The 21,043-nt window shown below is 50.2% G+C and carries 19 protein-coding genes; 15 read left to right on the top strand and 4 right to left on the bottom strand.

Going from position 1 to position 21,043, the window contains the following annotated elements; genetic code table 11:
• Positions 1-27: 27 nt before the first annotated feature.
• The gene (locus HND56_02595; protein QKK04643.1) at positions 28-1,059 is read right to left on the bottom strand and encodes a transporter; all 1,032 of its coding nucleotides are present in this window, start codon (positions 1,057-1,059) and stop codon (positions 28-30) included.
• A gap of 88 nt (positions 1,060-1,147) precedes the next feature.
• Positions 1,148-1,588, bottom strand: a complete 441-nt coding sequence (locus HND56_02600; GenBank protein QKK04644.1) for a hypothetical protein — start codon at positions 1,586-1,588, stop codon at positions 1,148-1,150.
• A 273-nt stretch (positions 1,589-1,861) separates the two neighbouring features.
• On the opposite strand from HND56_02600, the gene HND56_02605 reads away from it, so the two are divergent.
• The 15 genes from HND56_02605 to HND56_02675 all read left to right on the top strand — a co-directional run bounded on the left by HND56_02605 (position 1,862) and on the right by HND56_02675 (position 19,306).
• The gene (locus HND56_02605; protein ID QKK04645.1) at positions 1,862-2,617 is read left to right on the top strand and encodes a Crp/Fnr family transcriptional regulator; all 756 of its coding nucleotides are present in this window, start codon (positions 1,862-1,864) and stop codon (positions 2,615-2,617) included.
• Positions 2,618-2,795: 178 nt separating this feature from the next.
• Positions 2,796-3,320 (top strand): OmpW family protein, encoded by a 525-nt coding sequence (locus HND56_02610; protein QKK06528.1) that lies wholly within the window; start codon positions 2,796-2,798, stop codon positions 3,318-3,320.
• Positions 3,321-3,356: 36 nt separating this feature from the next.
• The gene (gene ccoN / locus HND56_02615) at positions 3,357-4,793 is read left to right on the top strand and encodes a cytochrome-c oxidase, cbb3-type subunit I (GenBank protein ID QKK04646.1); all 1,437 of its coding nucleotides are present in this window, start codon (positions 3,357-3,359) and stop codon (positions 4,791-4,793) included.
• The gene (ccoO, locus tag HND56_02620) at positions 4,790-5,509 is read left to right on the top strand and encodes a cytochrome-c oxidase, cbb3-type subunit II (GenBank protein QKK04647.1); all 720 of its coding nucleotides are present in this window, start codon (positions 4,790-4,792) and stop codon (positions 5,507-5,509) included. The genes ccoN and ccoO overlap by 4 nt, the downstream gene beginning before the upstream one ends.
• Position 5,510: 1 nt before the next feature.
• A complete protein-coding gene (locus HND56_02625) occupies positions 5,511-5,687 on the top strand; it encodes a cbb3-type cytochrome c oxidase subunit 3 (GenBank protein QKK04648.1) in 177 nt (58 codons plus the stop codon).
• Positions 5,671-6,564, top strand: a complete 894-nt coding sequence (gene ccoP, locus HND56_02630) for a cytochrome-c oxidase, cbb3-type subunit III (protein ID QKK04649.1) — start codon at positions 5,671-5,673, stop codon at positions 6,562-6,564. The genes HND56_02625 and ccoP overlap by 17 nt, the downstream gene beginning before the upstream one ends.
• Positions 6,561-7,979, top strand: coding sequence for a cytochrome c oxidase accessory protein CcoG (gene ccoG / locus HND56_02635; protein QKK04650.1), 1,419 nt, complete (start codon positions 6,561-6,563; stop codon positions 7,977-7,979). Before ccoP ends, ccoG begins: the two co-directional genes overlap by 4 nt.
• Positions 7,980-7,981: 2 nt before the next feature.
• Positions 7,982-8,467 carry a FixH family protein gene (locus HND56_02640; GenBank protein QKK04651.1) on the top strand — a complete coding sequence of 162 codons (486 nt, stop codon included), beginning with the start codon at positions 7,982-7,984 and terminating at the stop codon, positions 8,465-8,467.
• Positions 8,468-8,483: 16 nt separating this feature from the next.
• Positions 8,484-10,670 carry a cadmium-translocating P-type ATPase gene (gene cadA, locus HND56_02645; GenBank protein QKK04652.1) on the top strand — a complete coding sequence of 729 codons (2,187 nt, stop codon included), beginning with the start codon at positions 8,484-8,486 and terminating at the stop codon, positions 10,668-10,670.
• The gene (gene ccoS / locus HND56_02650) at positions 10,667-10,807 is read left to right on the top strand and encodes a cbb3-type cytochrome oxidase assembly protein CcoS (protein QKK04653.1); all 141 of its coding nucleotides are present in this window, start codon (positions 10,667-10,669) and stop codon (positions 10,805-10,807) included. The genes cadA and ccoS overlap by 4 nt, the downstream gene beginning before the upstream one ends.
• Before the next feature lie 116 nt (positions 10,808-10,923).
• On the top strand, positions 10,924-12,060 hold the full coding sequence (locus tag HND56_02655) for a GGDEF domain-containing protein (protein ID QKK04654.1): 1,137 nt from the start codon (positions 10,924-10,926) through the stop codon (positions 12,058-12,060).
• Between the two features lie 47 nt (positions 12,061-12,107).
• Complete coding sequence (locus HND56_02660; GenBank protein ID QKK04655.1) at positions 12,108-13,190, top strand: hypothetical protein; 1,083 nt, start codon at positions 12,108-12,110, stop codon at positions 13,188-13,190.
• A 58-nt stretch (positions 13,191-13,248) separates the two neighbouring features.
• Complete coding sequence (locus HND56_02665; GenBank protein QKK04656.1) at positions 13,249-13,833, top strand: hypothetical protein; 585 nt, start codon at positions 13,249-13,251, stop codon at positions 13,831-13,833.
• Between the two features lie 151 nt (positions 13,834-13,984).
• Positions 13,985-18,064, top strand: coding sequence for a response regulator (locus HND56_02670; protein ID QKK04657.1), 4,080 nt, complete (start codon positions 13,985-13,987; stop codon positions 18,062-18,064).
• 129 nt (positions 18,065-18,193) lie between these two features.
• Entirely contained in the window at positions 18,194-19,306 is a 1,113-nt protein-coding gene (locus HND56_02675; GenBank protein QKK04658.1) for a hypothetical protein, read from the top strand.
• Positions 19,307-19,327: 21 nt separating this feature from the next.
• On the opposite strand, the gene HND56_02680 is transcribed toward HND56_02675, so the two are convergent.
• Positions 19,328-20,554 (bottom strand): DEAD/DEAH box helicase, encoded by a 1,227-nt coding sequence (locus HND56_02680; protein QKK04659.1) that lies wholly within the window; start codon positions 20,552-20,554, stop codon positions 19,328-19,330.
• 121 nt (positions 20,555-20,675) lie between these two features.
• Positions 20,676-20,891 (bottom strand): cold-shock protein, encoded by a 216-nt coding sequence (locus HND56_02685; GenBank protein ID QKK06529.1) that lies wholly within the window; start codon positions 20,889-20,891, stop codon positions 20,676-20,678.
• Positions 20,892-21,043: the final 152 nt, after the last annotated feature.

Consider the following 21,043-nt stretch of genomic DNA (forward strand, 5'->3'; position numbering starts at 1 on the left):
ATGGGCGGGGTGTTTCTTTGTCCGCAATTAAAAAGCTTTTTGCCATCCGGCAGTCAGACCGTAATCGCTTTTCAGCTGCGGGCCGTCCAGATCCTGATAAACGGGAATGGCCAGTTCCAGCGCCAGACGGTGACCATCCAGCGTGCCGCCCTGCCGGTAAAAATTCACGCCGACAGCGGCATCAACCCGCGTACCGGCACGCAAATCCGTCCGTGCGGCAGGCATCATTGCCGGATTTAAGGCAGGGTCGCGTCCGTGAATATCCCCCCATCTTTTGCCTTCCAGACGGAAAGACAGTGATGCGGAATCATTCAAATTACGCGCAACCCAGCCTGTGGCACCGTATTCATTGCCTAGGCGGTAACCGTCGCTGTTACTGCCAAAGCGGAAGACGGTGTTGCCTTGTGCGCCCCATGACCAGTTTTGCAGACGCTGCGTAAAGGTGATGCCCAGCATCGGATCAACCGTGCCGGAGCCGAGCTGCATCGGATAGGCCAGCTTCACATTACCCATCGGTGTGGTGTCGCGTTTATCCGTTGACCCTGTCGGCAGGCTGGCCCCTAATTTCAGCAGCAATTTGTCTTTTTTGCGCTGCTGCGCGGTGCTGTTGTTTTTATCATAAAGTGTGAGCAGGGCAGACAGTTTGGCATCGCCGATACCTTCGCTTTGCGTTTTGAAACGCACAAGCCCGACATTGACGCTGCTCATTTCCTTGCGGATATAGGGCAGCATGGCCATCACGGTCAGATTGTCGGAAATGCCGTACATGGCACCGAACATATGCATATCCATGGTCATTTGCAACGGCGCGACCATAAAGCCCGTCAAAACACTCGCCGGGCTAATATCGGTTGTGCCGGTGCGGCTGCCGCTCATTTCCATACGGGCATAGCGGTAGGACAGCATCCATTCGCCTTGTTTATGTGCGTGATCGCCCATAACGCCGATCGGCGCATGGTCATCGGGAAGAGTTATTGCGGCGTCATGTGCCCGGGCCGTGGTTGCGGATGTCAGAATCAGCAGGGACAGGGCGCAAGTCATTGCGTGTTTTTTAAGCATTTTATGCCTCCGTTATCATAGAGCCCGCGCCGGAAAACCGGCGGAGACCATATTTGTTTTGTTATATTATTGTTATGCGAGAAAGCCCTTAGGCGGAGGCGGGCGGTGCGCGGCTGTCATAGCTGCGATATGTGAGGGAGGTATATCGCAGATCATTGCCATGCGGATGCAACACGTCGTCAATAGAGGCCGGAACACGGTCCAGCGCGGCTGTGACGGAAGGCAGGATCTGTTTCACGCCGAAAACGGCCAGATAACATAAGGGACATTTCAGACGGGGATGCTGTGCGGGCTGTTCCTGCCCGTTTTGCAAATCATCGCGCGTGACCCATTTAAAGCCGTCACCGGTACAGATCAGGATTTTGTCGCCGAGCAGGGCGGAGAGCGTTTGCGATTCCGCTTTTGCAGCCAGTTTGACCGCCAGCGTCTCTGTATCATAGGCGGCGTAAAAAGGCAGTAGCGCGTTCAGCAATAATGCCGCCGCGGTCAAAACAATCAGAAAGCGCTTTTTTAAACTGCCGTATGTCATGGACGCTATTGTTAAGGCTTTTGCGCCATTGTGGCAATATCAATGTGTGAAATAGTAGTAAATGAGAGGTGCCCATATAAAGACGGTTGTCAGAGTGCCTTTCACTGTCTGGTAGAGGATCCATCCGGTAAAGGCGTATTTGCCGTATTTGTGCGTTGCTTTGCTTTTTATAAAGGGCATGTTCTGAACTCGACTTTATAGTGGACACCCGAAAGGGTTTTATCATATAAAAAACTTTCATTAATTGATTAAAATCAAGTTTGCGGCATAAAAATGCAGGATATGATAAAATTCCCTTGTTTCTCGGATTTGACGCCGGAGCAGCAGCAGCAGGTTGCGACGCTCTCCTCCCTGAAGCATTTCACATCCGGACAGGAAATTATCGGTTTCGGTGAGGAAGCCGCTTATATGTATTTTGTCGGCGAGGGACAGGTCAAACTGTACCGCGCGGATGAAAAAGGACAGGATGCCGTGTTGCGGGTTGTTCCCAAGGGGGACTGGTTTTTTGAGCTTTCCGCCTTTTTCCCGATGAATGCGCCGGCAGCGGCGGTCACATTGCGGGATGCCGATATTTTAATGATCCCCTCGGGAACGATGCGCGATATCATGTGCCATAATGAAAATTTTGCGCAGAGAATTCTGGGCCATGCGGCGGAACATTTCCAAATCCTGACCAATAAAGTCATGGATATGACTTTGAAAACGCCGCTGCAGCGCGTCAGTTATTTCCTGTTGCAGGAATTTATCCGCCATGGCGGCAAAAACAAAGAATTTACCCTGCCATATAAAAAATCACTGATTGCCAGTGAACTGGGAATGACGGCTGAAACATTCTCGCGCGTTTTGATGCGGTTGAAGGAAACGGGGATAGAGATTGAGCGCAATAAAGTGACCCTGCCGCATACGGGCGCGCTCTGCGGTGTGTGTGATCCCGCATTGATGCATCAATGCCCGAATTTCGATCCCGTACATTGTCCCGCACAGGAGGCATGTCTTTCTGCCAGCTGCCGAAAAACGCGTGTTTCTTGATTCAAATCAAGGACTTTTTTTTCCCTCTTATTATAAAGTCGTCGCAAAGAAACGTCACAAAAAGGGGGCTATCATGCTTAAAAAACTTGCAACAACAACAATTTTGGGCGGTCTGTTATGCTGTGCGGCAGCCGGACCGGTTCTGGCCGAAGGCTTTAATTTTCAAAAAGAAAATCTGATGATTCGCCTGCGTGCGATTGATGTGATGCCGGCTGAAAGCAGTACGCTGAGCATTGCCGATAAAGCAAAAGCCGGCAATCAGGCAGTGCCGGAGCTGGATTTCACCTATTTCTGGACGGATCATTGGGCAACCGAGCTGATTTTGGCGACCTCCGAACATCATATGTCGACCAAAGGCGGAATTGATCTGGGGGATGTCTGGATTTTGCCGCCGACACTGACGGCGCAGTACCACTTTATGCCCGATCAGAGATTCCGCCCCTATCTTGGTGCCGGACTGAACTACACGTTCTTTTATAATGAAAAAGCCGGAACAAGTATCGCGAGCATTGATTACGATAACGGTCTGGGCTATGCTTTGCAGGCAGGTTTTGACTACGGTATTGACGATCACTGGGCTATCAATTTTGATGTCAAAAAAGTCTGGCTGAACACGGATGTCACCACCACCGGTCCCGCTGTTACCGGAGATGTTGACCTTGATCCCTGGATTATCGGTACCGGTGTGTCTTACCGTTTTTAAGAATAATAAAAAGTATAAACGGAAGGGTCGGCAGTTATGGCGGCAGTGCGCGAGACGCGATATAATGATGATATCGTTAAGCTTTTTACAATTGCGACAATCTTTTGGGGGATCGCGGGTTTTTCCGTCGGTCTCCTGATTGCATTGCAGCTGGTTTTCCCATGGCTGAATATCGGTGAATTTCTGACCTTCGGACGTTTGCGTCCGTTGCATACCTCGGCGGTGATTTTCGCCTTTGGCGGCAATGCGCTTTTTGCCACCAGCTATTATGTTGTGCAGCGTACATGCGAGACGCGGCTTTGGGGTGACAAGCTGGCCTTCTTTACGTTCTGGGGGTTTCAGGTCTTTATCCTGATAGCTGGGCTGGGCTATCTTTTCGGCGTGACGCAGGCAAAAGAATATGCCGAGCCGGAATGGTATGCCGATCTGTGGCTGACCTTTGTCTGGGTCGCCTATCTTGCCGTGTTTGTGATGACGCTGAGAAAACGGAAAGAGCCGCATATCTACGTCGCCAACTGGTTTTACCTGTCCTTTATCATCACTGTGGCGGTGCTGCATCTGGTCAACAACATCTCCATTCCGATCGGGTTGTTTGAAACCAAAAGCTATTCGCTCTGGGCCGGTGTGCAAAGCGCATTGATCCAGTGGTGGTACGGCCATAACGCCGTCGGTTTCTTCCTGACGGCAGGGTTTCTGGGGATGATGTATTATTTTGTTCCCAAACAGGCAAACCGTCCGGTTTACTCCTACCGTTTGTCCATTCTGCATTTCTGGTCGCTGATCTTTATCTATATCTGGGCCGGTCCGCACCATCTGCATTACACGGCGTTGCCCGATTGGGCGCAGACGCTGGGCATGACCTTCTCGATCATGCTGTGGATGCCGTCATGGGGCGGTATGATCAACGGCGTGATGACATTATCGGGCGCATGGCATAAATTGCGGGAGGATCCGATCCTGCGCTTTATGGTGATTTCGCTGGCTTTCTACGGCATGTCGACTTTTGAAGGCCCGCTTTTGTCCATTAAAACCGTCAATGCGCTCAGCCATTATACCGACTGGACGATCGGTCATGTCCATGCCGGTGCATTGGGCTGGAATGCCTTTATTACCTTTGGTGCGCTTTATTATCTTGTGCCGAAACTGTGGGATAAGCCGCTTTATTCCATGCGTCTGGTGAATACCCATCTGTGGATTGCCACGGTCGGTATTGTCCTTTACATCAGCGCGATGTGGGTTGCCGGAATTATGCAGGGGCTGATGTGGCGTTCTTATGACGAGATGGGTTTTTTGACCTATTCCTTCAGTGAAACCGTGATGGCGATGAAACCTTATTATATCATCCGTGCTTTGGGAGGATTGCTGTTCACGGGAAGTGCTTTCATCATGGTCTATAATTTTTATAAGACGATATATGCGACGCCCGTTTCCGTTAAGACGAAAACGGCACAGCTGGCGGGAGGTGCGGCATGATGAACAAACACGCAAAAATCGAACGCAGTCCTTTTCTGTTGTTTATACTGATTGTCGTTGCCGTCTCTATCGGTGGTCTTGTCGAAGCGGTGCCGCTGTTCCGTGTTGAAACAACGATTGAACGTGTTGACGGGGTGCGTCCCTATACGCCGCTGGAGCTGGCGGGGAAGGCGATTTATCTCCGCGAAGGGTGTTATACCTGTCACAGTCAGCAAATTCGTCCCCTGCGTGACGAGGTTGAACGTTACGGGCACTACTCCATCGCGGCGGAAAGCATGTATGACCACCCGTTTCAATGGGGATCGAAACGTACAGGGCCTGACCTGGCCCGTATCGGCGGGAAGTATTCCGATGACTGGCATGCGGTGCATTTAAAGAATCCGCGCGATGTTGTGCCGGAATCGATTATGCCTGCCTATGCTTTTATGGCCAAGCGTGGCGCACGTCTTCACGATATCGGCAAAGATATGAAAGCGCTGAAAATGGCCGGTGTTCCCTATACGGATGACATGATTAAAAACGCCTATTGGGATGCGCTGGCACAGGCGAAGAATGATGCTGATACCGACGGATTGACGGAACGCTATGGTGAAAAACTGAATATGCGTGATTTTGACGGTAATCCGACCGTGACGACAGAGCTGGATGCGCTGATTGCTTATTTGCAGGTGCTGGGCACGATGGTTGATTTTGAAACCTATCAGGAGGCGCAGTAAGATGATGTCACGTTTTTTTGCCGATGCTGCGACAATTATGCCCTCGCTGATGCTGATACTGTTTCTGGCATTTTTCTGCGGCGTGATTGTCTGGCTTTATAATCCGCGCAATAAAGAAAAATTCGAAGAATACGGCAGAATTCCGTTTAAGGAGGAGCCTCATGGCGGTGAAAAATAAAAAAAAGCCATCGCAAGGAAAAGCGGGGCGTGAAATTGATAAAATTTCAGGTATTGAAACAACCGGCCACGAATGGGACGGCCTGAAAGAGCTGAATAATCCTTTGCCGCGCTGGTGGTTATGGGTGTTTATTCTGACCTGTGTCTGGGCTGTCGGATATTGGGTCGTCTATCCGGCATGGCCGACGATCTCGGGACATACCAAAGGGAAATACGGCTGGACGCAGCATAAGCAGCTGGCGGCCGGACAGGAAGAAATACGTGAAATTCAGGCGGCATTTCTTGCAATGTTACGCCGGACGCCGTTAACGGACGTTAAGAAAGATCCGGAACTTTACGCTTTCGCGCTGACGGGCGGAGCGGTGGCCTTCAAAAACCATTGCGCGGCTTGTCACGGTACCGGTGCGGACGGTATGGCGCATTACCCGAACCTGAATGATGATGACTGGCTTTGGGGCGGCAGCGTGGACGAAATTTACCGCACAATCAAATACGGTATCCGCTCATCCCATGACGAAACACATATTTCCGCCATGAGTTCTTTCGGAACGGACGGCATTTTGACGCGCCCCGAGATTCTGGCAGTGACCGATCATGTGCGGTCGCTTTCGGGATTGGGGGAAGATAATGCCCGCGGTGCCGTTATTTTTCAGGAGCAATGCTCCAGCTGTCACGGTCTGGACGGCAAAGGTGATCGTGCCATCGGTGCGCCGAACCTGACCGATGCGGTCTGGCTTTACGGCAGCAGCCGCGATGCGGTTTCCTCCGTCATTTTCTCTGCCCGTAACAGCGTGATGCCGCATTGGCATGGCGTCATCAGCGATGATAAAATTCGTCAGCTGGCGCTGTATGTGCATTCTTTGGGTGGCGGCGAATGAGTGATGACGGCAATAATGGCGGGATCACTTATTTTGAAAAACAGCAGAACATTTACCCGCAACGCGTCTGGGGGCGTTACCGCAAGCTGAAATGGCTTGCAATGGTGGTGTTGCTGGGTATTTATTACGGCGTGCCCTGGCTGCGCTGGGATCGCGGACCGCATGTGCCGGATCAGGCTGTGCTGATTGATATGCCCAGCCGCCGCGCTTATTTTTTCTTTATCGAAATCTGGCCGCAGGAAGTTTACTACCTGACGGCCATTCTGATTTTCGCCGCCTTGATGCTGTTTTTTGTGACGGCCTTGCTTGGGCGGGTCTGGTGCGGCTATGCCTGTCCGCAAACCGTCTGGACGGATTTATTTATCTGGGTTGAACGTATTGTGCAGGGTGACCGTAATGCACGGATGAAGCTGGATAAATCACCGCTGTCTTTTGAAAAGATCTGGAAAAAGGGTCTGACGCATAGTCTTTGGATATTAATCGGGGTTTGTACCGGCGGGGCATGGGTCTTCTATTTCAATGATGCACCGACATTGTGGGAGCATATCATCCATTTTGATGTGCCGTGGTCCGTCAGTAGCTGGATTGTCGCACTGACGGCATCCACCTATGTGATGGCGGGTTATGCGCGGGAGCAGGTTTGCACCTTTATGTGCCCCTATGCGCGGTTTCAATCGGCGATGTTTGACGAAGATACGCTGATTATCGGCTATGACGAGAAACGCGGTGAACCGCGCGGAAAACATAAGAAAGGCGACAGCTGGGACGGGCGCGGGCATTGCATTGATTGTATGCAATGCGTCAATGTCTGTCCGGTGGGAATTGATATCCGCGATGGGTTGCAGATGGAATGTATTGCCTGCGGCTTATGCGTAGATGCCTGTAATAATATCATGGATAAGATTGAATTGCCGCGCGGCTTGATCCGCTATGATACGGCGAGCCATATTGAAAAAGGCACGCAGCTGAAACTGGCGCATTTTTTCCGTCCGCGGACATTCTGGTACGCGGCTTTGCTGACTGTGTTGGGGGCATTTGTAATTTTCGGTCTGACGCATCGTTCGGTTGTCGAGCTACATGTCGCACATGACCGCAATCCGCTTTATGTGATGATGTCCGATGGTGATATCCGCAACGGTTATACACTCAAGATTCTGAATAAAACCCATCAGGACCGTGTTTACAGCCTGAGCGTGGAAGGAATTGAAACAACGAAGCTGATGTTGCAAAATGCACCGGATGCCGCTATTGAAACATTGCCTGTCTTTGCCGACAGCGTCGGGCATTACCGCCTGTTCCTGTTTGCGGAAAAACAGAAAGCGTTTCGCAGTAATATCACGTTTATAATAACGGAGCAGCAAGACGGTATTGTGACGGAGCAGGAAACAATCTTTATCAGTGGAGAAGGGCGATGAGCATGGATATCAAAACAGCACCGCGTAAAAGCGATAAATTCATCCCGTTTTATTTTGTCGCCTTCTTTTTATTCCTGTTTGCCGCTGACGGCTTTATGGCCTATCTGGCGGTCTCGACGCATACCGGTGTGGTGGAAGCAGATGCTTATGAGCGCGGCGTCAATTATAATGCGGCCTTGGAAGAAAAGGCGCGTCAGAAGGCAAATGGCTGGTCTTCTGTGATTGTGCTGACGGAGGGGCATGTCGTCGGTTTTGATCTGGCAGGAGCGCAGGGTGAAAAGATTACAGGCGCAAATGTGACGGCACAGATTGTGCGTCCGGCAAGCGCGGGGGGCGATTTTACGCAAGCCTTGTCTGAAACGGAAATGCCGGGACATTATGCGGCGGATATCACCTTCCCTGAAAAAGGGATGTGGGAAATCCGCATCCATGCGGAAAAAGACGGTGTTTCATACAGAAAATATAAACGCGTCATCATAGGGCGCTGAAAATGGGTCGTCTAAAATGGATGTTGACGTACAATCATATCTGACGGAAGAAGGCGGCGGGCGCTATAGTCTGGAAGCCGTTGTCGGCGGAATCCATTGTATGTCCTGTGTGCGCAATATCGAAAAAACCCTGCAGGCTTTTCCGGAAATTATCAGCGCCCGCGTCAATATGACGACGCGTCACCTGACTTTTGTTTTTCACGGAGCGAAGGAAAAAGCCAATGAGCTTTTGGGCGCGGTCAATGCGCTGGGTTTTGATGCGCGACCCTATGTGCCGGATGCGGCGCGCGAAGCTGAAAAACGTGAACGCCGCTTTCTGTTGAAATCCATGGGGGTTGCCGGATTTGCCAGCGGGAATATTATGCTGCTATCCGTTGCGGTCTGGAGCGGTGCAGGCGGCAGCAGCGCAACGCGCGACCTGTTCGAGTTGCTGTCGGCAGCGATTGCCTTGCCGGCGCTGATCTATGCGGGACGAGTGTTCTTTCTTTCGGCTTTTGGCGCATTGAAACAAGGGCGTGCGAATATGGATGTGCCGGTGTCGCTGGCCTTGATTTTGGCAACGGCGCTCAGCCTTTACGAGATGTTGTCGGGAACGGCGGGACATGTCTATTTCGAAGCCGTGACCATGCTGATGTTTTTCTTACTGGCCGGGCGTTATCTGAATTTTCAGGCGCGCGGCAAGGCGCGTTCGGCGGCGCAGGATTTGCTGGCTTTAATGTCCGGCTTTGCAACGGTTTTGGAGAAAAACGGTAAAACACGGCTGATTCCTTATAAAGACATTGCGGAAGATATGCTGTTACAGGTCGCGGCGGGGGAAAAAATTGCCGCTGACGGTGTGATCGAAAGCGGATTGACCGAGCTTGATACAAGTTTGCTGACAGGGGAAAGCCTGCCGCAAAAGGCAAAAACAGGGCAGGTCGTTCTTGCAGGGATGGTTAATCTCTCCGCGCCGGTGACAGTGCGTGTCACACAGTCCGTCGAACGTTCCTTGTTTCAGGAAATTATCCAGCTGATGGAAAAAGCGGAACAGGGCGGCGCGAAATATGTGCGTCTGTCCGAACGTGCGGCGGCGCTTTACACGCCCGCCGTTCATACATTATCGCTGGCAGCTTTTCTGTTCTGGTATTTTGTCATGGATGCAGGCATGCATCAGGCCGTTATCTATGCGGTGTCGCTTTTGATTATTACCTGTCCCTGTGCGCTGGGGCTGGCGATACCGATCGTGCAGGTGATGGCGGGCGGGCGTTTATTTAAAAAAGGTATTCTGATTAAATCCGGCGATGCGCTGGAGAGATTGTCGAAGGTGACGCAGATTGTTTTTGACAAAACCGGCACGCTGACGCGCGGTAAAATGTCATTGATTGACGGGCGGGAAATCAAGCCTGCCGTGATGAAGCTGGCGGCATCTATGGCATCGCAAAGTCGCCACCCTTTGTCGCAGGCGCTGGTGGCAGGTTATGACGGAACGCTGCAAAATCTGACTGTTACGGATATTGCCGGATGCGGGCTGGAAACGGAAAAATCCGGCAAGCGTATCCGTCTGGGGCGGCGCGGCTGGGCGCTGGCAGATGGCAGCGGTGAAACGGAAGATGCTGCGGTTGAATTATGGCTGTCCGAAAACGGCAAAGCCGTGCAGCGTTTTGTGTTCCGTGATGATTTGCGCGAGGATAGCGCCGCTGTGATGGCAGAGCTGCAAAAACGCGGATTGAAAACTGCGATCCTGTCCGGTGACCGTGACGCCGTCACGGCGGAAATTGCGGCGAAGCTGGGTGTGACAGATTATCATGCCGGTGTGTTGCCTGACCGTAAATGCACCGTGCTGGAAGAGATGAAAACACAGGGAGAGACGGTGCTGATGGTCGGGGACGGATTGAATGATGCGCCGGCATTATCCACCGCAAATGTTTCAGCCTCCCCCGCGACCGCAATGACGGTGACGCAGAATGCCGCCGATATCGTCTTTCAGGGTGATAAGCTGGCTCCGGTTCTGGAAGCTTATGAAACAGCAAAAGCGTCCATGCGCCTGACCCGCACCAATCTTGGTCTGACAATCATGTATAATCTGATTGCCGTGCCGCTGGCCTTTGCGGGGATGGTCACACCGCTGATTGCGGCGATTGCCATGTCAGCCTCATCCATGACGGTGGTGTTGAACAGCCTGCGTCTGAACAGGCTGGTTGAAAAAGGACTGGCGAAAAAATGAACGCGCTTATCTGGCTGATACCTGTGACGTTACTGCTGGGGCTGGTCGGCCTGCTGGCTTTTTTCTGGTGTCTTGATAACGGCCAGTTTGACGATATGGACGGCGCGGCCGAACGCATTTTGAAAGATGACGATTAACCACTGATGCCGGGCTGAATAGGCTTTCAAACAGCGGTGAAAGCATGTAAATTATACATACGATCGTATTTACGGACAGATATAAAACATAAAAACAGCCACGGAATGCGACTGCGATGCCTGTTCAATCTTTTTTCTCCTGTATTTTCAGTGCATGCTGCCATTCATTGATGCTGGTTATGTCGCGGACGGCATTGATACGTGACCGTGTCCGTCTTTGTGCGATTATTCTGTCTGCGCTGATGCTGCTGTGGATACCGATTGATCTTGCTTTGCTGGGATCCGAAACCGCCTCCGGCATTCTTGCGGCACGCGGCGTTGCGGCGGCTTTTCTGATTATTCTTATTTTCCTGCGCCCGCCGAAAACGCATGCTGTTTTCGGTAAGCTGTATTTTGCGCTGCTATTGTCCATTCCGATGGTGTTTTTTTGCTATGCCAATCTGCAATTGGCAGGGCTGGAATGGACGCCGCAGAATATCTTTATCAAAAGCGCCTATGCCCATTTTCCGGTTTTGGTGGTGATGCTGCTGTGTCTTTTTCCGCTGACCGTGCTGGAATGTGTGTTATTTGGCGGACTTTTGGTGTTTTTTACTTATTTTTCCGCCTTGAATACGGCGACGCCCGCGGCGATGCTGCTGGAGCTTGGAACGATCTGGATTATGTGTGTGGTCACGGCGATTGCGGCGGTCTCCAGTGTCAGCCAGCTACATTTCATGTCAAAATTTGTCGATTTCACCACCCATGACGAGATGACCGGCTGTTTGCGCCGCGATTACGGAGAAAGCTTGCTGGAAACGATTTTCGATATGTCGCAACGCAGAAAAGCGCCGCTGTCCCTGCTGTTTATCGATCTGGATGATTTTAAAAAGGTGAATGATAATTTCGGCCATGATGAGGGCGACCGTGTGCTGGCCGCGGCGGGGGCGGCTTTGAAAAAAACATTGCGTAAGCAGGATATTGTGATCCGGTGGGGCGGAGAGGAATTCCTGCTTGTCCTGTCTGATACCACGCTGGACGGTTTGGCGCATTTTTTTCCGCGCCTGCAAAAAGACGGGATCGGAAAAAGGCCGGATGGCGTAGCGCAAACGGCAAGCTGTGGCGCGGCGGAATATCTGGAAGACGGTGTGACAACAATACGGGAACTGGTGGAATTGGCGGATAAACGCATGTTTGCGGCCAAGGCAAAAGGAAAAAACCGTGTTGTGATGAAAAATACCGATTTTTCTTTTCTGACTGACTTTAAACATAAATAAATCATTTTCTTCTAAAATAAGAAGGAGAAAATGGCGGATTTGTGTCTATGGCGATGAAAAATTTACGGAACGGATGGTTAAAACGCGCATTTGCAGCAGCAGTGTTGCTGCCTGTTCTTGCCGGAACGGCGCAGGCCGCTTTGACCTATGAAGAGACGGGACATAAAGCGCAGAATGATGCCGCCACATTTGTGACGGACACGGCCTCCTTTGAAGGACTGGTGCAAAATATGTGTGCCGGGGCGGATGTGGTTCTGGTCGGTGATACCGACCATACGGATTTATCACTGCGGCAGGTAATGGGGAGCCATGAGTTCGCTGATGCCTTGAAGAGCTGCGGGGTAACGGATTTGTTCTTGGAGATGCCCGTCACGTTACAGCCGGAACTCGACAGATTTCAAGCAGGGGAACTCTCTTCTGCGGAATTTCAGAATGTTTTAAGTACGCGGCGGGATAATCTGTATTCCCTTGCGCCGGAGTCATGGCAAGAGATGAACAGGCTGGACGCTGCGTTGATAGAGAATGCACATGCGGCGGGAATGAAGATTTATGCGGCTGATCCGGGAACGGAAGGTGACAGTAGCGCCGTGATGAGTGTGATTATCTCGCAGGGGGCGCTGTTGCGTCTGAAACGCGTATTGGGCGAAGAAAATCCCGCCTATCGGGATTATTATGATTTGTTTATGGCAGACCGGGGCGATGAAATCCCTGCTGAAGAGAAAGCGGTGTTCGAGGAAAGTTTTGTGCGTCTTTACCAAGAGCTGGAGATCGACAGGCTTTTCACGCAGGCAGATAGTTTGCGTGAGGAAGGCATCCAAAAACGGCTGAATGACACGATGCTGGCAGGGCTGATATTGGATAAATTAGAAGACAGCTCAAAGGCGCTTGTATTTTACGGCGCGGCGCATATGTCCTCGGCACGTCCGGACGGGCTGGATAATCTGTTGGCCGAAACCAAAAGGCTCAAGCGGATTGATATTGCGCCCTCTATCACATCTGCCGTTTATAAAGAAGGAGCCGACAGACCGGATGCCGTTTTTATAACGGATACGAAAAGCGTCATGCAATTTGAAAAAAAGGCGGTAACGGCGGCAGTGCTGCCTGCCGCTCCGCATAACGGAAGAAAATAATAGCGGTTTTCAAGAAATACGACGCCATTAAAATAATTTATGATATAATATTAGAAGTATGATGTGGCGTATTCTTTTTATAGGTGTTTTTTGTTTTTTATCAACGGGTACGGCCTATGCGGCCAGCTCCGTTCTTGATGCTGTGGCGGCCTTTATTGCCCCGGGAGGGATTTTAAAGCGCGGCGATATCAGCTTCGGCGATATTGTTGTGTCGACATTTCCGACCGCGACAGGCGATGTCCGCCTGCACCCTGACGGCGGTATTGATACCGATATTCCGGAATTTACGCTGATCGGTAATGAAAATGCCGGGCATGTGGAATATTTTCAGGATACCGGCGATATCGAGATACGCTGTTCCGCCAATGCGCTTTTATCCAATGGCAGTGATCTGGTACGGATTGATGAAATCCGTATTGCTTTTCCGACCGCCGCGGCATGGGCGGGGGCGAGTGCCTGCAACGGAACCGCCGGTGCGCCTGCGGGCATATATGATTTGTCATCGGATGTTGATGCGACGCTGAATATTTTTATTGGTGCCAGGCTGCGCATTGACGGTGCCAATCCCCTGAACAATTCCGGCACTTATAACTCGCTCAATGCGGGTGGTACTGTCATTGAAATTGAAGTGACATTGATATAGGTTTTCTTCTTTTTCCCTCTACACTTTTAAAGTGTTTTTTTATGTGGCATAGTTATTGTCGGATGTGCCTTGTATTTTTTAGGCATGTTATATTTTATAAGGTTTTTTATTTTGCTATGTTGATTTTTTTCACCGCGCAGGAACGGAGCATATGTTTGCCTTTTTAAACCCTCTTTTGGAAAAGTTTTTTCTGTTCGGTGATGTTCCGGCGAATGCCGAAAGCGGTTCCTATATTCCTTTGCTTGTTATTCTTTCCTATGTGATTGCGACACTGGGATCTTTTACAGGGCTGCGCCTGTCCACCGATATCCGTGATGCGAAAAGCGAAAAAACAAAAAAACTGCTGCATTGGGGCGGCAGTTTTGCATTCGGATCCGGAATATGGTCGATGCATTTTATCGGTATGCTGGCCTATAAAATGGATATGGCGATCTCCTATGATCCCGTTCTGACAGTCTTGTCTATGATTGTCGCCGTGGTGATTGCCTATGGTGTTTTGGCAATCATAGGTTCGACCCGTTTAAATCTGCTGTGGATTACCGCCGGTGCCTTATTGCTGGGCAGTGCCATTTGCGCAATGCATTACACGGGAATGGCGGCAATAAAGATGGATGCGGATTTGCGTTATATCCCGTCACTCTTCGGTTGGTCCTACTTTATTGCCGCTGTGGCATCGCTGGCGGCGTTGTTGATTGTTTTTGTTTTGGGGCGCCGCGGAGAAGGCGCTCAAAAACTGTTATGGCAGATTTTTGCCGCGATGGTGATGGGGGCGGCCATTTGCGGTATGCATTATATGGGGATGGAGGCGGCGGTCTTTATTCCCTGGGCGGATTGCCGTTATAACCCTATGCAGAGTTTCCATACGCTGGCCATGTCTGTTGCCGTTATCAGCAGTGCGGTTTTTGCCGTTGCATTAACGCTGAGCATGTATAAAAGCGGTGATGCTGCGAAAGAAGGCGATGCTTATTCGGGCAATAAAATCTTTTTACAACTGTCTTTGTTATTGAGCATTTTTTTAATTTTGCTGACGGGGTCGTTCCTGTTTCTGAATGGTCACGAGCGCCATTACGAAGAAAAAGTGATTAACGCGGCAGGGCTGCAGCGCATGTTGATGATCCGCTATGTTCACAATGTTTACAAGATTGCAGCTTTGCAGGATGAGGAAGCAAAAGCGGTGATATTGAAGCAAATGCGCAAAGACCGGGAATATATGGACATCAATTATCAGGTGTTTTTGGACGGTGAGGGTATGTTGATCAGCGCCGGTGATCAACGTGAATGGATGCCGAAGAAAGAAATATTTCAAACTGATGTGAATGTGGCGATCAATGCGGCAAAACAGGAGTGGGAACGGTTACAGGCCATTGTCGGCACAATTCTGGAACGGAATAATACTGATTTTTCCAGTGCGGATTATGTTGCAATGGAAGCCGGCCTCGATACTGCACAACAGGGACAGGCAAGAATTATTCGTCTGCTGCAGGCTGTGTTTCAGGAAGAGGATGATGCATTATCTCTGCAACAGGAAATAGTTTTGGGAACAGGTTTTCTGATTTTTGTACTGACTTTACTATATGCCCGCAATTGTATCGTAAAGCCGCTTAATGAATCACGGCGTGCTTTGAATAAACACCGGGAAAATCTGCAGCAGCTTGTGGAGGAGCAAACGCAGGATATCGCGCAGGCGCGTGACAAATTGCGGGAGGAAAAATCCTATCTGACCGCCATCATGGATAATATGATGCAGTCCCTGATCACAATCGACAAATCCGGAAAAATTAAAACATTTAACAAATGGGCGGAGCATATTTTTGGGTATAAGGCGGCGGATGTGGCAGGGGAAAATGTCAAAATACTGATGCCGGAGCCGCATAAAAGCCGCCATGACGGTTATCTTCAGAATTACCTGAACACAGGGCAGGCAAAAATTATCGGCAAAACCAGCCGTGACGATGTCTCTGCTGTCAGGGCGGATGGAGAGGTTTTTCCGATCTCTTTAGATGTTACGGAAGTCAATGTGAACGGTGAACCCGTTTTTGTCGGCCTGATATCGGATATTTCAGAACAGCACCAAAAAGAGGAAAATCTGCGCAAGGCGCGTGATGACGCCGAAAACGCACATATGCGTTTGCAGAAAGAGACGCAAACAATCAAATTGCTGGAACGCATTACCAATGCCATCAATGAATCGGTTGATATGCAGGAAGCAATCCGTATTTGCCTGCAGGAGATTTGCGGTTTCACGGGATGGGGGGCAGGGCATGCCTATCTGGTGGATGAGGCGCATCAGCGTCTTGTGCCGTCCAAAATATGGTGCATACAAAATTCCCGGCAGTATCAGACTTTAAAAAAAGCGACGGAAACAACAATCCTGCCATCGGGGGTGGGGTTGCCCGGGCAGGTTCATCAGAAAAAAGAAGCTGTCTGGGTTAAAAATGTTATACAGGATCAGGATTTTCTGCGCGCCAGACATGTGGGGGATATGGCGGTGCAGGCAGGTTTCGGCTTCCCCGTATTGGTCAAGAAAGATGTTGTGGCGGTGCTGGAATTTTTCGCCGGAAAACCGGAAAAGCCCAGTGATGATTTTATGAGCATGATGGCCAGTATCGGTACGCAGTTGGGACGGGTGATTGAAAGAGAGAAAATCGAGAAAGCGCGTGCCGATGCGGAAAAGGCCAATCAGGCGAAAAGCGAATTTTTGGCCAGTATGTCGCATGAGCTGCGGACGCCTTTGAACAGTATTCTTGGTTTGACACAGATGCTGGTCGAAGACCCGTCTTTGAAAGAAGATGACCGCAGCATGGCAGGAACAGCGCATAAATCGGCGAAAAATCTGCTGGAGATTGTGAATGATATTCTGGATATCTCAAAAATCGAGACCGGCAATATCGTCTTGGAAAAGGCCGGTTTTGATTTTAAAAACGTGGTCGCGAGTGTCATGGAAACGATGACCCCGATTGCCAGCGCGAAAGGCATTACGCTTCACTATAACTTTGTGAAAAATGATATTCCCTTTCTTCTGGGTGATGCGCTGCGTGTCAGCAGGGTCCTGACAAATCTGGTGGGCAATGCCGTTAAATATACGGAGGAGGGTGGTGTCGAGATTACGTTCAACAGCCATCCGCTGCCTGTATCCCGTAAAAAATCCGGCCCCGGTATCGAAATTTATTGCGAGGTGAAAGATACCGGTATCGGTATTGCCAGAGAAAATCTGGGTTTGATTTTTGATAAGTTTACGCAGGCCGATGCGTCTATTTCGCGCAAATACGGCGGCACCGGTCTGGGGCTGGCGATTACGAAAGAGCTTGTGGAGCTGATGGGCGGGCGTATCGGCGTTGAAAGTGCGCCCGGTTCAGGTTCCATGTTCTGGGTCAAGCTGCCCTTTGCCGTTGCGGAAAAAGAGGAGACTGATAAGAAGACAAAACAGCGCCGCGCGCGTCAGAAAAAGAATGCCAAATCACGTATGGATGTTGCAAAAGCATATGTGCTGGTGGCGGAAGATCATCTGCTAAATCAGGATATGCTGAAAAGACTGTTGCCGCGTATGGGATTTGAACAATTCGATATGGTTGAAAACGGTAAACAGGCCGTGGAGCGTTTCGCGGAAAAAACATATGATCTGATTTTGATGGATTGCCACATGCCGGAACAAAACGGCTATGAGGCAACAGAGGAGATTAGAAAAACGGCAGGTGAAAAAGGTCAATCCGTTCCTATTATCGCTTTGACGGCGGATGCGATGAAAGGCACGCGTGAAAAATGTCTTGAAGCCGGTATGAATGATTATCTCAGTAAACCGATTGACCGGGAAGCGCTGCAAAATGTGCTGGAGCAATGGTTTGTCTTCCCTGATAAAGATGCTCTGCAGGAAAAGCGGCGTGAAAAAGAAGGCGAAAGCGGTATTATTGATCTTAGCATGATTAAGGAATATGCCGATACGCCGGAGGAAATCCGGGAATTTGCGGAAATGTTTATTGCGCAAAGCAGAGAAAGCATGGCGTTGTTGAAAAAGAACAGCACAGCCGGCGAGAATACGCTTTGGGTCGAAGTCGCGCATAAAATGAAGGGCGGCGCAGGCATGTGGGGGGCGGAAACATTACGCATGCTGTGTGAAAAGGCCCAAAATATGAATAAGGCAAGTGCGCAAGAGCGCAAAGAGCTGTTCAAGAAAATTGACGCCGAATATGCCCGTGTTGAAGCCGCTTTGGAAAAACTGACGCATGACGCATAAAGCTTGTTTTAATTCTTCTTATCTTTTTGTTTTTTAAGTGTAAAATTCCTCAGCCCTTGACATATTATGTTAAATTGTATATGCTGTATGACATCATATTTTATCGTAATTTTCTGAGGTCTGACGCTTATGGCGCTGAAAAATTCCAATTCCGTTGCGGGTGTTTTCACCACTCTTGCTGCGAATGGCGCCTTGTTTTTGACATCAGGCTGTGCCTATTCACCGTGGAAGGGAGATGATCCGCGCGGTGTCCTTGATGCGGTTCCTGCGCCTGCGCTGGATCATACCGGCATGGTTCTGGAGGATGTGACAAGTGAAGCTTCGTTACAAACTATTTCCAATCACCCTATGTTGAAAATTGATAAGTTTTTGCATCGCAAAGATGATTTTACAGTCGAGAAATTGAATTTTACCAGCAGTAGCGGCGATAAGGCGACGGCTTATCTGACAATACCTGATGGGGAAGGGCCGCATCCGGTGATCGTGGTTTTTCCGGTGTTGTCCGATAGTCTGACGATTTCGGAAATGCTGGCAAAACAAATGGCGCGTGAAGGTTATGCCGTGTTGCGTATGACGACGCATCCGCTGGAATTTGTTGATACGGATAATATTGCAACACCGATGACGGCCTACCGCCATGCGGTTCTGGATGCGCGCCGTATGATTGACTGGATGCAGGAAGAACGCAGCGATATTGACGGTGATAAAATTGGTGTGGCGGGGGTTAGTCTCGGCTCACTCCTTTCCTCCACGCTTATGGGGGTTGATGAGGATATTAAAGGCGGCACCTTCTTTTTGGTTGGCGGCGGACTTGCGGAAATCATGTCTGATAGTACGAATGAAAACATCGAAGCATTTCGCCGTCGGCTGATGGAAAAACAGATGATTGAGAACCGTGATGATCTTGTTCGTCATCTACACGGCACAACACAAGCGGTTGACCCGTTGACTTATGCTGCAAATGTTGATCCCTGCCGCGTTTTGATGATTACCGGGCGTGCGGATACCGAAATCCCGACAGAGAATTCCGAAATGCTGTGGAATGCTTTCGGTGAACCTGATTGGCGTGTCATGCCGACCCAGCATAAAAAACATGTTGCGATGTTCTTTTACTGGATGATGAACCGCGCCGCAGACCATTTTGATAAAGTCCTGCGAGAGGGCAGATGTGAAAAACCCTCTGCGTCCGTGCCGGACTCTTCTGTAAGAGCACAGGCGGTTTCCGCAAAGGGTCTCCATTAATCACAAAAAAGGCAGGCGGCTTTACGCCCGTTTTTTGCCTTTATTACTGTCTTTCCGTTTCGCAAAACGCGGTTTTCCGCTTTTGAACGGTTTGCCGCTAAAGGGCTTGCCGCCGCGTTTTTTGTTATTCTTTTTCGGTTTGAAAGGCGTAACGTCATCCGTCGTTTTAATACCCATCAATCGTGCAATCGCATGCCATTTTTTACCGTCTTCAGGAGAGACAAAGCAAAGTGCTTCACCTTTTGCTCCTGCGCGGGCGGTGCGTCCGATGCGGTGGATGTAATCTTCCGGAACTTGCGGCAGGTCGTAATTGATGACATGCGCGATATGCGGAATATCAAGACCGCGGGCGGCAACATCCGTTGCAACCAGAATACGGTATTTCTTTTCGCGGAATTGGCGAATGACTTTTTCACGGCGATTTTGTCTTAAATCACCGTGAATGGCATCGGCGCGCAGCGCTTCGTTATTCAGTCTTTTTGCCAGACGTTCCGTGCCGTATTTTGTTTTCACAAAAACGATGATGGAGCCTTCACGCTCATTCAGCTGGTGAATCAGCTCATTGTATTTTTTGTCTGAGGCAATATGAATGACATCCTGCTTGATGTTTTGAACGGGAGTCACTGTTGACCCGACGGCAATGCGCTCCGGGTTTTGCAGATACTGTTCCGACAATTTCAAAATATTGGCCGGCAAGGTTGCGGAAAACATCAGTGTTTGACGTTTTGCAGGCATGTATTTCAAGATCCGGTCGATCTGGACGCTAAAGCCCATATCCAGCATGCGGTCGGTTTCATCAAGAACCAGAAAGCGCGTATCCTGTAAAGACAGGCTGCGGCGTTCCAGATGGTCGTTGATGCGTCCGGGTGTGCCGACAATGAGGCGCGGACGGCGGTTCAGCTGCGAGAACTGTTTACCCATCGGCTCACCGCCGATAAGAAAAGCGGTTTTAATCGGTGATTTCGGGCCGAGCAGTTGATGCATGATATCCATGATCTGTTTGCCAAGTTCCCGTGTCGGGGTCATAACAAGCGCCGAGCCTTGCGGCGAGGACAGGAGCGCCTGTACCAGCGGAATCGCAAATGCGGCTGTTTTTCCCGTACCCGTTTGGGCGGTTCCCATGATGTCTCTGCCTTGAAGTGCCGGAGGTATTGCCTGCGCCTGGATAGGCGTCGGGACGGCATAGTTCATGCGTGCCAGCGAATCCGCCAGCATAGCGTTGAGGCCGAAGCCTTCAAAATTTTTCATTATTTTTTCCTTTAATGGCATATGCCATTCACGTCAGGATGCATCCGGCACAATCGCTGGATGGCATCCCTATAATAACGCGACGCATAGCCGTTCCTGATTTTTTAGGAACCGCGTTAAATTATGCGGCTTCTTTCAGGTTGGTTGCGCTGGTCTTGCGGCTTTTCGGATCTTCTTGAAGATCGAATGTCACTTTCTGGCCTTCCAGAAGTGTGTGCATGCCGGCTTTTTGAACCGCACTGATGTGAACGAAGATATCTCCGCCGCCATCATCGGGTTGGATGAAGCCGTAGCCTTTTTGATCGTTAAACCATTTTACTGTGCCTGTTTTTTGCATTGTTTTGTCCTTTCGCTGAAACAGTTCATTCGAGGGTATCGCCGCACCGTGCGGCCATAACACCTCAATAATTCGAGAGAGCAATATTCGTGGAGAAACTGAACTTTTCAGGAAAAGCGAGATTTTTTCAGGCCCGCCGTATTCTTCCGCAA

It is taken from the genome of Pseudomonadota bacterium (assembly GCA_013285465.1).
GTDB lineage: Bacteria > Pseudomonadota > Alphaproteobacteria > Micavibrionales > CSBR16-224 > CSBR16-224.

Excerpts from the sequence above, each read along its gene's own strand:
- HND56_02605 (QKK04645.1), top strand. The coding sequence starts at position 1,862 with ATGCAGGATATGATAAAATTCCCTTGTTTCTCGGATTTGACGCCGGAG.
- HND56_02660 (QKK04655.1), top strand. The coding sequence starts at position 12,108 with ATGGCGATGAAAAATTTACGGAACGGATGGTTAAAACGCGCATTTGCA.
- HND56_02675 (QKK04658.1), top strand. The coding sequence starts at position 18,194 with ATGGCGCTGAAAAATTCCAATTCCGTTGCGGGTGTTTTCACCACTCTT.
- cadA (QKK04652.1), top strand. The coding sequence starts at position 8,484 with ATGGATGTTGACGTACAATCATATCTGACGGAAGAAGGCGGCGGGCGC.
- ccoO (QKK04647.1), top strand. The coding sequence starts at position 4,790 with ATGATGAACAAACACGCAAAAATCGAACGCAGTCCTTTTCTGTTGTTT.
- HND56_02680 (QKK04659.1), bottom strand. The coding sequence starts at position 20,554 with ATGAAAAATTTTGAAGGCTTCGGCCTCAACGCTATGCTGGCGGATTCG.
- ccoG (QKK04650.1), top strand. The coding sequence starts at position 6,561 with ATGAGTGATGACGGCAATAATGGCGGGATCACTTATTTTGAAAAACAG.
- ccoS (QKK04653.1), top strand. The coding sequence starts at position 10,667 with ATGAACGCGCTTATCTGGCTGATACCTGTGACGTTACTGCTGGGGCTG.
- HND56_02625 (QKK04648.1), top strand. The coding sequence starts at position 5,511 with ATGATGTCACGTTTTTTTGCCGATGCTGCGACAATTATGCCCTCGCTG.
- HND56_02655 (QKK04654.1), top strand. The coding sequence starts at position 10,924 with ATGCCTGTTCAATCTTTTTTCTCCTGTATTTTCAGTGCATGCTGCCAT.
- HND56_02640 (QKK04651.1), top strand. The coding sequence starts at position 7,982 with ATGGATATCAAAACAGCACCGCGTAAAAGCGATAAATTCATCCCGTTT.
- HND56_02670 (QKK04657.1), top strand. The coding sequence starts at position 13,985 with ATGTTTGCCTTTTTAAACCCTCTTTTGGAAAAGTTTTTTCTGTTCGGT.
- HND56_02685 (QKK06529.1), bottom strand. The coding sequence starts at position 20,891 with ATGCAAAAAACAGGCACAGTAAAATGGTTTAACGATCAAAAAGGCTAC.
- HND56_02665 (QKK04656.1), top strand. The coding sequence starts at position 13,249 with ATGATGTGGCGTATTCTTTTTATAGGTGTTTTTTGTTTTTTATCAACG.
- HND56_02610 (QKK06528.1), top strand. The coding sequence starts at position 2,796 with ATGATTCGCCTGCGTGCGATTGATGTGATGCCGGCTGAAAGCAGTACG.
- ccoN (QKK04646.1), top strand. The coding sequence starts at position 3,357 with ATGGCGGCAGTGCGCGAGACGCGATATAATGATGATATCGTTAAGCTT.
- ccoP (QKK04649.1), top strand. The coding sequence starts at position 5,671 with ATGGCGGTGAAAAATAAAAAAAAGCCATCGCAAGGAAAAGCGGGGCGT.
- HND56_02595 (QKK04643.1), bottom strand. The coding sequence starts at position 1,059 with ATGCTTAAAAAACACGCAATGACTTGCGCCCTGTCCCTGCTGATTCTG.
- HND56_02600 (QKK04644.1), bottom strand. The coding sequence starts at position 1,588 with ATGACATACGGCAGTTTAAAAAAGCGCTTTCTGATTGTTTTGACCGCG.